11 protein-coding genes and 1 pseudogene are annotated in these 11449 nt (G+C 62.8%); 7 read left to right on the forward strand and 5 right to left on the reverse strand.

Annotation, left to right across the window (positions count from 1 at the left end; genetic code table 11):
* Nucleotides 1–123: 123 nt before the first annotated feature.
* Nucleotides 124–270 (reverse strand): hypothetical protein, encoded by a 147-nt coding sequence (locus tag FS320_RS30065; RefSeq protein ID WP_244627483.1) that lies wholly within the window; start codon nt 268–270, stop codon nt 124–126.
* Nucleotides 271–462: 192 nt separating this feature from the next.
* Nucleotides 463–2223 carry an adenylate/guanylate cyclase domain-containing protein gene (locus FS320_RS30070; protein WP_152715937.1) on the reverse strand — a complete coding sequence of 587 codons (1761 nt, stop codon included), beginning with the start codon at nt 2221–2223 and terminating at the stop codon, nt 463–465.
* A gap of 461 nt (nt 2224–2684) precedes the next feature.
* On the opposite strand from FS320_RS30070, the gene FS320_RS30075 reads away from it, so the two are divergent.
* The 3 genes from FS320_RS30075 (at nt 2685) to FS320_RS30085 (ending at nt 6328) form a co-directional block, all read left to right on the forward strand.
* Nucleotides 2685–3881 (forward strand): TAXI family TRAP transporter solute-binding subunit, encoded by a 1197-nt coding sequence (locus FS320_RS30075; protein ID WP_192926361.1) that lies wholly within the window; start codon nt 2685–2687, stop codon nt 3879–3881.
* Between the two features lie 842 nt (nt 3882–4723).
* Entirely contained in the window at nt 4724–5827 is a 1104-nt protein-coding gene (locus tag FS320_RS30080; RefSeq protein ID WP_152715940.1) for an AraC family transcriptional regulator, read from the forward strand.
* Between the two features lie 132 nt (nt 5828–5959).
* A complete protein-coding gene (locus FS320_RS30085) occupies nt 5960–6328 on the forward strand; it encodes a hypothetical protein (protein WP_152715942.1) in 369 nt (122 codons plus the stop codon).
* 214 nt (nt 6329–6542) lie between these two features.
* On the opposite strand, the gene FS320_RS30090 is transcribed toward FS320_RS30085, so the two are convergent.
* Complete coding sequence (locus FS320_RS30090) at nt 6543–7517, reverse strand: YhjD/YihY/BrkB family envelope integrity protein (protein ID WP_162003412.1); 975 nt, start codon at nt 7515–7517, stop codon at nt 6543–6545.
* Between the two features lie 73 nt (nt 7518–7590).
* The gene (locus FS320_RS30095) at nt 7591–8598 is read right to left on the reverse strand and encodes a PhnA-like protein (RefSeq protein WP_244627486.1); all 1008 of its coding nucleotides are present in this window, start codon (nt 8596–8598) and stop codon (nt 7591–7593) included.
* A gap of 235 nt (nt 8599–8833) precedes the next feature.
* On the opposite strand from FS320_RS30095, the gene FS320_RS30100 reads away from it, so the two are divergent.
* The 4 genes from FS320_RS30100 to FS320_RS30115 all read left to right on the forward strand — a co-directional run bounded on the left by FS320_RS30100 (nt 8834) and on the right by FS320_RS30115 (nt 11028).
* Nucleotides 8834–9325: a YsnF/AvaK domain-containing protein gene (locus FS320_RS30100; RefSeq protein ID WP_244627484.1), complete on the forward strand. Its 492-nt coding sequence runs from the start codon at nt 8834–8836 to the stop codon at nt 9323–9325.
* Between the two features lie 211 nt (nt 9326–9536).
* Nucleotides 9537–10181, forward strand: coding sequence for a YsnF/AvaK domain-containing protein (locus FS320_RS30105; protein WP_338105591.1), 645 nt, complete (start codon nt 9537–9539; stop codon nt 10179–10181).
* Between the two features lie 287 nt (nt 10182–10468).
* Nucleotides 10469–10753 carry a hypothetical protein gene (locus FS320_RS30110; RefSeq protein WP_152715946.1) on the forward strand — a complete coding sequence of 95 codons (285 nt, stop codon included), beginning with the start codon at nt 10469–10471 and terminating at the stop codon, nt 10751–10753.
* Nucleotides 10754–10800: 47 nt separating this feature from the next.
* The gene (locus tag FS320_RS30115; protein WP_152715947.1) at nt 10801–11028 is read left to right on the forward strand and encodes a hypothetical protein; all 228 of its coding nucleotides are present in this window, start codon (nt 10801–10803) and stop codon (nt 11026–11028) included.
* Nucleotides 11029–11307: 279 nt separating this feature from the next.
* On the opposite strand, the pseudogene FS320_RS30120 reads toward FS320_RS30115, so the two are convergent.
* Nucleotides 11308–11449 (reverse strand): annotated as a pseudogene (locus FS320_RS30120) (ATP-binding protein); the annotation flags it as partial.

Consider the following 11449-nt stretch of genomic DNA (forward strand, 5'->3'; position numbering starts at 1 on the left):
GCGGCGCACGCATCACCTGGATGTTCACGACCGAAAAGGCCCGGGCCAAAATGAGCCGCGCCTATCCTAAACTCGCCCCTCTCGAGCCACTCGCCAAAGGGTCATAATCACTGTGCCGAGGATCTAGCCGAAACCGGCGAGGCCCGTGTTCGAGCCGCAGGTCAGGGCGCCCTTCTGCTTCACGCTGTTGAGGGTCGCCTGGGCCGATGCGCCCGTGGCAAACAGGCTGGCTGTCAGGCCAAAGGCAATCGATACGAGAGCCGTCCCCATCAGCATCATCTCCAGCCCTATAGATTATGCCATGCATTGAGGCCGATCGGGTGGAGGCTGTTCTTTCCAAGGTCGAGCGAGAGGTATACCGCGCTGAAGCTGAGCCGCATCGGCTGACCTTCTGGCGGGTCGCATCAGCAGGAGGTCCGATGAGATCCACGATTGACATGACGGCCATCGAGATCATCAAGTTCATTCCGGGAGACCAGCCTGTTGGAGCCCCTCACAGAGGCGAGCGATGACCTCTTGGCTGAACGGAGGAGCGGCTTTCACGGCTGTCACCGTCAGACCCGGGTACATTGTGAGAAGCCGTTGGACGCAGGCCTCGGCCTCCTGCCGTCGACCATCCAATGCGTACGATGCAGCGAGAAATCGGTTGATCCAAGCCGCTTTGGGATGAGCCAGACGGGCCTTCTCGAGCCATCTGATTGCCTCCGCATAGTGGCCGGTCACAAAGTGAGCATCCCCGATTCCGGCATAGGAGTTGAAGATCATGGGATCAAATGGACTCAGGCGGATCGCCCTCTCGAAGTGAGCGATCCCGGTTTCTGGGTCATCGCGGAACGTGCGTAGCCATCCGCTACGGTTCCACGTCCAGGCTGAGTTCGGGTCAAGAACCAACGCTTTTTCGAGCAAGTAAAGCGCGGTCTGAAACTCGCGGGTGATCGTGTGAGCGGCACCAAGGACAGTCAGAACAAAGGGGTCGTCGGATGCCAAACCTGCGGCTAACTGCGCTTTCTCCAACGCATCACGTCGGTCACTCTCAGGATTCGTTGACCAGTTGTAGATGACCCGTTGTCCGCTACACCAGGAGGCAAGGGACAGGGCCAGAGGATAGGTCGGATCCAGCTTCAGCGCCTCATCGAGCAACCGGGAGGCAACCTCATTGGAAGTGGCATCCAGGGACCAGACATAGGGCAGGGCCTGCATGACCAAATCGTACGCATTGAGACTGTCCGGCCGCTTGCGGCGCGCTCGCTCGATCTCGGCTGCCCGGATTGAGGGCTGAATTGCACCCACGACACTGGTCGTAATCCGATCCTGAAGGTCGAAGATGTCCTCAACTGTGCCATCGTAGCGGTCCGCCCAGAGGTGTGCTCCGGTGGTCGCATCGATTAACTGCGCCGTGATGCGCACCTTGTCACGGCTGCGCCGGACGCTGCCCTCGAGAACATAGCGGACACCCAGGTCCCGGCTCACCTGCTGCACGTTCACAGCCCGCCCCTTGTACGTGAAGGTCGAGTTGCGGGCGATGACAAAAAACGAGCGGATCCGCGACAGGGCCGCAATGATGTCCTCCGAGAGCCCATCGGCCAGAAACTCGCCGTCGCGGCTCTCGCTCATAAAATCAAACGGAAGAACGGCTATGGACGGTCGGTCTGGCACCGCCAGGCGTGCTTGCGTTGCTGCGACGCCATTGCCAAACAGGCTGTAGACCCGAAGCGGCTTAGTGATGTTCTTGACCGGCTGCTCGCCCTGATCCTGGAAGCTGTAGGGCAGCTTGTCCCTGACCTCCTCATAAACCTTGGCCGAAATGCAGATGGCTCCCGGCTGAGCCAGTTGCTCGAGGCGGGCCGCAATGTTCACCCCGTCGCCATAGATGTCCCCGTCCTCTTCGAAGATGATTTCCCCAAGATTGATCCCGATCCTAAGCTGAAGCGGATGCGCTGACTTGTCTGCGGCTCTTGATGCAAGGGCCTCCTGCATCTCGACGGCGCACTGGACAGACTCGGTTGGACTGCTGAATTCAACCAGAAAGCCATCGCCGGTGGTCTTCACAATCCGCCCGTGATGCTCGACGGCCCTGGGCTCGATGATCTCCCGGCGCAGGCTCTTAACCTGAGCGAGGGTTCCTTCCTCATCCTCGCCCATGAGCGTGGAGAAGCCCACCACATCAGCCGCAAGAACGGCTGCCAGACGTCGCAGGACCTTTGGCTTGCCAGAGCCGCTCATGTCCGTAGTCCCCGTGGGAGATCTGATGGTGCGTCTTTGCGGCTGCTTCGTCCAGGAAAAGAGATCAACGAAGCTAAGCTTGAAAGGCCAGCTTCCCGTGGGACAGTCGGAGGTATCTCAGGGCCGCTCGATGGTCTCGCAATCGCTCGTAACATGTTGCCGGCGTGGATTGCTGACTGCTTCCCGGAAGTCGTCCCTTGGCCCGCTCTTCCGGCGGCAAGCGGACGCTCATTCAATTGGCTCTACATCGCCTTTGACCCCAAGCTGACCGACCCCAAGCTGACCGACCCCAAGCTGACCTTTGTGGGATTGCTCAGCGTAAGTGGTTGCGCTTCCAGCCCATTAACCATGACGGGAAAGATTGCCTTCCAAGTGGCCCAGCGCCGTAGACGGCACAGCGCACGCTGATCAACATGGCTCCTGAACCTACGACAGGGCTGGGGATCACCGGGGGCACTGTCATGTTTCGTCCCGTAGGGCTGCTCGTGGCGGCAATTCTTTGTTTGAGCTTGGAGGGGTGCTCCAACGAGGTTCCGCACACCGTGTCCGCCGTCGAGCGGGCCACGGTCGCTGCTCCCAAGCACGCTCCGCCTGTCTCGAAGGCTGCATCCCACCAGGCTCCGGTGCAGACACGCGAACAGCCTCCATTCACGATCGTCGCGGGTGGAGATGAAAGCGCTGATAACCGCCTCGCCCTCGACTTTGCCACAGCCCTTGAGCGCAACCGGCTCCGCCTCGGGCGGAGCCAGGGACCAGAGAAAGACCTTCTCACGCTCCTCCATAATCCCGGCATTGATGTCGCGCTCATCCCAACCGATGCCATCGAGTCCCTGCCTCGCCAGGTGCGGGCGGGTGCTCATGAGCACCTTCGCTACCTTTTCCGGGTTCCAAGCCAGCGCCTGCACATCTTGGCGCGACGCGACATCACAACCATTTATGACCTCAACGGGCGTAAGATCGGCATCGGCCAGCCTGGCAGCGGCAGCTCTCTGACGGCGCACCTCATCTTCAACAAGCTTGGAATCAAGCCGGAATTCACGAGCTCTGATCGGATCACAGCGTTTCAGCACCTCCGCTCGAACGAGATCCAAGCAATGGTTCTGCTCGCTTCAGATTCCTCGAAGGACGTTCTCGCATTCGCATCCGACGGAGACTTTCACCTCGTACCCATTTCGTTTGAGGCGCTCGCCTCTCCGTTGGAGGAGCTTATCATCCATTATGCTCCAAGCCAGCTTTCCGGCGAAGAATATCCTAATCTTATCCAACCGGGCCAACAGGTCGAGACCATCGCAGTCACGTGTGTGCTCGCTCTCCGCAACTGGCCGGAGGGAAGCGCTCAATACGAGCGTCTGGCGGATTTAAGTGAGGCTCTTTCAACCTACTGGTTCGACGAGAACCAGAAGCCAGCCAGTAACGGAATTGATCCAGCCGAGCAGGCGCTTGGTTGGAAACGCTTCAGACCGACCGAGATCCTGCTCGCGCGCAGAGCCCAGCAGGCTGAAGAGCGTCGTGCATTTGAGGAGTTTACCGGGGCACAAGGGGTTTGCCCTCTCTTGGACGCAGCAGCACGCGAGCGCCTGTTTGATGCCTTCCTGGCTTGGCGGAGGACCCGAGAACAAGATCCGAACACCGCTGGTTCTGCCTCCGACAAGAAATGACAGACGCACTCGGCTGGAAATCAACAGAAGATCTAAATGGCCAAAAGCCTGCCGAACGATCCCGATGGTCTGGTTGTGACACCTAGCTGACCTTAGCCTTACTTCCCCATTTGCGGGGTGAGCGGACCTTCGCACCTACATACGCTACTACTTAGCTTGACCCGAGCAGACCAACGGTGGCGCCGTCGAACCCCACCGTGTGCCTTTCCGTTGTTGTATGACCTGATTATTAGGTGCCAAACTTGAAGTTCAGCTTGGCCCAGGCGTCGAAGAGGCCAAGAAGTCCTGTTCTCAAAAAGACTTGTATCTCTTGTGTGAGGAGTTGCACGGTCAACTATGAGGCAGTGACGGGTTCCGGCTAGGCTCAAGAATAACACCAGAATGGGTCTGCTATTCTGTCAGTATTGCTGTCCCGGGTGCATGCCTATGCCCTAGCGGATGTATTGGTTGATTTGACTTCAGAGTAATTTCAAAGCCTAATGAGCATGTTTTCGGATACCTCCAAAGCAAAGAAAACTAAACCCTGTCCTCCAAAGGGCAGGGTTTTTTGTATCTAATCCGCCATTTCTAGGGTTTTCCGGCTGGAATTCCGGGTTTTTCCTGATGGAGCAGCTTGGTGGTTCTGATAGTATTGTGTTAACACTTAGAGACATTACCTGCTCCAATCCGCACCAATGAAGGCCTTGGTCGGGCTGTTGATGGAGCCATGTCTGATCCCAGATCTCCAGCATGGATTGGGCCAGGGGCGGTGATCGCCCCTGGCACGAAGGTGTGACTGAGGATGCGGGGACATCATCAGGTTGATTGCGTAAGGGCATCCGATCGACCTGAATGAGGTTCTCATGAAGCAAGTTGATGGCACCGAATGTCTGACAGCGGGTGACAGCCGGCCACCAAGCCAGGTCACCCACACTGTCCCGGCAGCAAGCGAGCGAACGCTTGCCCCAGGCTATATCCACCTCGGCGTCTCCAAGGAAATCGGACCGACCCTGTGTGAACTCGGCGTCGATTCCGAGCCAGTCATCCGGGCGGCGGGACTCGATCCGCGCCTGTTCGATGACAGCATGAACGTGATCCCGTTTGCGGCCTTGGGCCGGCTGTACACCCTGTGCGTGGCCCGCACGGGCTGCGCGCATTTCGGGCTGCTGGTCGGCCGGCGGGCGAGCATCCAGTCGCTGGGTCTGGTCGGCCGCCTGATGCGGCAATCAAGCACCATCGGCGATGCCGTGCGCGCCCTCGTCTCGAACCTGAGCGTCCAGGACCAGGCGGTGGTGCCGTCGCTGACGATCAGCGACGGCACGGTCCTGCTCACGTATGCGACCTATCAGGCGGAGAGCAGGAGCGTGGAGCAGATCCTCGACGCAGCCGTGGGCGTGACAGTCAACATCCTGCGGACCTTATGCGGCTCGGACTGGCGGCCGGATGAGGTTCTGCTGCCCCGGGCCGCCCCGGCAGATCAGGCGCTGTATCGGCACCATTTTCGAGCCCCGGTCCGGTTCAGCCGGGAAAGCGCCAGCATCGTCTTTCCGGCCCGCGATTTGGATCTGCCGATTGCCGGGGCCGATCCGATGCTGCGGGCCATGCTGGATGAGAAGATCCAGCAATCGAAGGGCGCGCAAGGCTGCGAATTCTCCGACGAGATTCGGAGGCTGCTGCGGACGCGGCTGACCAGCAACCGCTGTTCGGCCGACGACATTGCTGAACTGCTCGCCATGCACCGGCGCACCTTGAGCCGCCGCCTGAAGGGCGATGGCATGGGCTATCGGACGATCACGAACGAGATCCGGTTCGAGATCGCGCAGCAGTTGTTGCGGCACACCACGGTGCCGTTAGGCGAGATCGCGGCGGCGCTGGGCTATTCGGAAGCGAGCGCCTTCACCCGGGCCTTCCGGCGCTGGTCGGGCCAGACCCCGACCGCCTGGCGGACCGCAGGCCATCATGAGTGACGCCCCGGTGTCCTCAATCGGTAAGTGATCGTCCCGTCAGTCGCCCGAGTCAGGCAAGCGGCGACGGGATCGCGGTGACGACGGCCGCATCGCCGCACTGGCCGTGTCTGAACGCCAACGGGAGATCGTGCCATGAACCGCCTGCTGCTCAGCCTTTTCCTTGCCGCGCCCTTGATCCCGGTCAGCACCACGGGCATGGCGCAGTCGCAGTTCGATGGGCGCTGGACCGTCACGACCCTTCCAGAGAAGGGCGCCTGTCGGAGGAAGAATCATTATGCGGTCGTGGTTGAGAATGGAGTGGCCCGCAACGCCTCTGGGCGGACGAGGACCAATGTCACTGGCGGGTTGGAGCCCAGCGGGCGCGTGCGGGCCAGCCTCCAACGCCGCGGGGCCCAGGTTGACGTGACAGGCAATCTTGCGGGGGCCTCGGGTTCCGGCACATGGACCTTGGCCGGGAGGATCGACTGTTCGGGACGGTGGACCGCCGCCAAATGGCGCTGACACCTGATGGTGGAGTCTCGACCGTAAACCGGTCCTGCACGAAGTCTGAAGTATGCAGACATCATCTCTATTCCCAGGAAGGATTTCCAGGAAGGTAACGCCATCAGTTGCCTGATCCTCGTCCATGGAAGCCTCGCCGCCAGAGCCCAGCCGTGCCAGCGAACGTGTCGACCTTCGAGATGTTCCAAGTGGCATGCATTCCGCGATGGACTTCTCACCCCCGTTTTTCCGCTGCTTGGATCTTCGTGTCGGCGACAGCGGCACCACGCTCGCCCAGGCGCCGGGCCGGTCCCGTGGTCGTATCTCGGGAGGTTTGCCGCTCGAGCTCGGCGTTCAGCTCGGCTCCAAGCAGCACGGCAAAGGCGCTCAGATAAGACCAGGTCAGCAGCATCATGATGATCCCGAGCAGTCCCAGGGTCTGGTTGTATGAAGGAAAGTGCGAGACGTAGAAGGAAAACCCGGTGGAGCACACCAGCCACAAGGCTGTCCCAACCGCCGCGCCGGGGCTCACCCAGCGCCACTTGGCAGCCCGCCGGCACGGGGCAAAGCGGTAGAGCATCCCAAGGGCAGCAATGCACAGCAGGGCGAGTGCCGGCCATCGAGCAATGGAGGCAGCGGTTTGCATCGCTGGACTGAGCGGCACCAAGCTGAGAACGAGAGGGACCATGGCGACCACGGCGAACGCCAGCACCATGAACAATCCGGCAGCCAACGCGACCACGAACGCGTCCCATGCCCGGCGCAGAAAGCTGCGGGCCTCCTCCTCCCCGTAGGCAACGTTGAGGGCAGCGATGAGCCCTGAGGCTCCCGACCAAGCTCCCCACAGCGCGGCGATAAGGCCACCGCCGAGCCCAGCCCCAAGCTGCATGCGCGAGGTGCGCGCGACAGCCTGCATCTGATCGGCCAGGAACAGGGTGGCATTGCCAGGCACGAGGCCGCCAAGCATTTCGATCGGGCGATGCACCGCGTCCGGATTGGCTAGGAGCCCGAAGACGGCCATCGCGACCGATGCACCGGGGATCGCGACAAAGATGGCACAGAACGCGACACCGGCCGACCTGAGCCACATGCCGTCCTCGCGCAGGGAATGGGCCAGCCGGGCGAGGACGTCGAGCCAACCGCGTTCAGTGAGGTCGCCTGGATGATCTGCATCGCAGGTGGCATCCTCCGAAAGCCTCGATGCTGGCACAGCACACCTCTCCGCCACCATCTGCGGTCGGTTGCGGGTTCTGCGGATGAGAGCCTCCTCCGGCTCTGGGGTATCAGGTCGAGCGCGTGTTGCCTGTCTTCGTGGAAGATGGATTGTGGGGCGTACGATCCGTCTCGACGACGGTGCTGGTGGTCCCGGTGTGGACCGCGGGCTCGGTCACGGCGGCGCGGTTCAGGCCCAGGCGGGCCGTGATGGTGGGCTCGACCGTGCCCATGCGCCCGCCGAACCATGCAGCCACGGCCCCGAGGATCAGGCCGAGAGCTGCCAGAAGCGCTCCCGTGGAAACGGCACTGGAGGCGGCATCGGCCGCCTCCGTGGCCTGCTGCTTGGCCTGATCGACGGACTGACGGTACTGCTGCTCATACTGCTGCACCTGCGTACGGGCCTGATCGACAGGGATGTTTTGGGCCCGGGCGATGGCGTCGGCGGCCCGGTTGCGCGCATCCGCTGCTTGCTGCTCGTTGCCGGTCACGGCGGCCCTGACGGCGGCGATGGCCGCATCGCGCAGCGCCGCAGGATCGTTACCACCGGTGGCACCCCGGATCCGCTGCTCGATCGAGGAAAACGGGTCCGCCGCGCCGGCCAGGTTGGGAGCCGCCACCTGGGCGGCGGTCTGGGCGGTTGAGCCAACCGCCTGGGTGACGTTACCTAAGGCGCTGGTCACTGTGCGGTAGGCGCCGCCGAGAAGGCCGCCCACGGTGGTGGTGAGCAGATAGAAGATCACCAGCGTGGTCAGCGCCCAGGCGGTGAGACCGTGCCAGCCTGCGGTGGACTCCTTGGGCTTGCCAGCCAGGCGACCCGCAGCGTAGCCGCCCGCGAGCGAGGCCAGGATGCCGGAGAGCAGGAACCAGATGCCGGCGCCAATCGAGAACGACGAGGCCGACGGGTTCTCGGCTGCGCCGGCGGCAGGGTCGAGGGTGGCGGCGCCGATGCCGATGCCGAGCAGGTTGAGGATGAGCTGCGTGACGAGCATCACCACCACGCCCGCAAACACGGCGCCCCAGGTCACCTTGTTGAGCATGATGGTGCGGGCGTCCTCGGACGGGGTGACGGGACTCATGTGAGGGGCGTCACTGTCGCCGCGGTTGCGCGGGGTATCGGGATGATGAATGTCGCTCATGGCGGGGCTCCTGCTGGGCAGCCAACCCCTTGATCTGCGAAAGGTTCAGCAGGACTGCATTGTTTGAGGCCGGACATTGCCACGCCTTATCCTTGGGCACCGCCGTGCTCACACCCGTGCGTCACGGAACTCCCATGCCCAGAACCCGTTGGCCTCGGTTCACCTGAGAGTAGCAATGGCCATCCCAACAACACCGACGGGCATGCACGCGGCCGACGAGGAGCACATTCCCGTTCTCGATGAGTCCTTAAGGACCGGCGCTCACACCCACTCCGAGGAGGTCATCCCGCTCGTTGAGGAGACCGCCAGCATCGGCAAGCGGGAGGTCGTGAAGGGGCGCGTGCGCGTGCAAACGGTCACCGAAACCATTGAGGAACTCGCCCGTGCGGACGTGCAGCGGGAGAGCGTGGAGGTCACCCGCGTGCCAATCGACAGGATGGTCGAGACCGCACCCGAGATCCGAACCGAAGGCGACGTGACGATCCTTCCGATCGTCGAGGAGGTGCTCGTCGTCGAGAAGCGCCTCGTTCTCAAGGAGGAACGGCACATCCGGCGCCGCGTCACGACAGAGACCGCCGAGGTGCCGGTCACCCTGCGCAAGCAGCGCGCCATCGTGGAGCGAGTGGCTCCCGATACCCCAGCCCCAGAGGAGGAGATATCCCGATGAGTTCCGGAACGACTACAGGATCCACGAGCCGGAGGTTGGTGACGGCATCCGCCTGACACCCAGCGAGCAGGACACCGGCACCTCGAGCGGCACGGGCACGCAGTCGTTCCCTGAGGCCAGCAACAGCCTGTGGGAGTCGCTGCGCGATCTGTTCCTGCCGGACGAGGATCGCCACACCTATGCCGAGGGACTGCGCCGCGGCGGGTACCTGGTGTCGGTGCAGGCCAGCGATGCCGATTACGAGCGGGTGATCGACATCCTTGATGACGAAGGCACCATCGACATCGACGAGCGCTCCAGCTCGTGGCGCTCCGAAGGTTGGACGGGCACCTCGGATGTTCTGTCCGGCAGCACGGCCAATCTGGCCACGGGCGCTTCCGGCACGACCAGCACCGGATCCGCATTGGGTGCGGCCCCGATTAGCACATCCTCGGAGCGTATCTCCGAAGGGGATGAGATGATCCCGGTCGCGGAGGAGGAGCTGCACGTCGGCAAGCGCGACGTGAGCCACGGCCGCGTGCGTGTTCGTTCCTACGTGGTCGAGCGGCCGGTCAGTGAGCAGGTGAGCCTGCGCGAGGAGCACGTGGAGGTGGAGCGGCGTCCGGTGTCCGGCACCACGCAGGCTGGCGCCATTGCCGGCGATCCCTTCCAGGAGCGCACAATCGAGGTGGAGGAACGCAGCGAGGAGGCCGTGGTCTCCAAGGAAGCCCGTGTGGTCGAAGAGGTTGCGGTCCGCAAGCAGGCCGAGCAGCGTACCGAAACGATCTCCGACACCGTGCGCAAGACCGAAGTGGACGTCGAGGACGAGCGCGGCACGCGCTCCAACGGCACCGGAACGACCGATCGGAAGGTATAGCCGTCCACCACATCCCGGTGCTTCGCCTCTGTGGACCAACCCTGCCGGAGGCGGAGCGCCGTGGAACGGATCTCCTGACCACCGCTGAGAGGCCCTCCCTTGGGAGCCGATGCGAAACAGGGAACGCCAAGCCGAAGCCACCAGGAGCCTGCACCTGACATCTACCGGGTTCTCTGGGTACGGTCCTTCCTGCCTTTTGTGACGGCTACGTCGCGATCCTGCTGCCACTCCATCTCTCACGTCTCGACTACGATGCCTTCGGTGTTGGGGTCATCTCGACCGCGACCTTGCTGGGTGCCGCCCTGCTGACGCTCGCCATCGGGCTGCTCGCTTACCGGATCCCAAGGCGTCGCGCCTTGCGCGCTGCCAGTTTCCTGATGGCGGCGACCGGGCTGGGCTTTCCCGGGATCGAGGGCTTCTGGCCGCTGCTGGTGATCGCCTTCGCGGGCACGCAATCCATTGGACGGGGACGTCGGCGTCTTCCTGTCCCTCGAGCATGCCGTCCTCGTCCAGCGACTTCGCCACCACGCCATCCCATCGCGTGCGGCCGTCTTCTGCTCCGGGAGCCTTGATCGAGCCTGCGGCCGCGATATCTCAGCCCGTCTTGCGGGGCAGGGCGGTGGACGACTATTTTGTGATACAGCCAATCGGTGGCCTGTGGGTGGTCGTCAGCAGCGAGATCATCGTCGCCCGTTGCCCCACCGTGCCCGAGGCCATCAAGGCTGCCGTCCAGGTGGCCTCGCGCACGGCAGGCTACGGCCGGAGGGTCCAGGTGCTGGTTGACGAACCGGGAGGAGGCCGCACGATCATCTGGGACTCAACCCGCGACGGATACAGTGCCGCCTGAACCCGCCTGCGCGGGATTGATGGGGCTCTGGTGTATTCCCAACGCACCCCTGAAGGGGGGAAGAGCGTTACGAGGGCTGCCTTGCCTTTGCCCAGAACCCATGTAATGCCACCACAAACCATCGGCAGGATCCCCCGATGGCTTGTCGTGCCTCATTGCTTCCTGCCTGAACTCCGTTTGGAACCTGTCGTGTCGCTGCCCTCTTGTCAAGCGACACCGAGATTTACGAGATAAGGCGACATCCAGTTTTACGACGGCTCAAGCGTGAGCCCGCTGGAGAGCCTCCTCCAGATCCCGCAGGCGATAGCTGCGCCCCTTGATGTTGAGAACATGCGCTCGGTGCAGCAGGCGGTCGAGGATGGCCGTGGCCAGCACCTCGTCGCCGGCCAGCAGCTCGGTCCACTCCCGGATGCTCTTGTTC

Source organism: Microvirga tunisiensis (assembly GCF_009296175.1).
Lineage (GTDB): Bacteria > Pseudomonadota > Alphaproteobacteria > Rhizobiales > Beijerinckiaceae > Microvirga > Microvirga tunisiensis.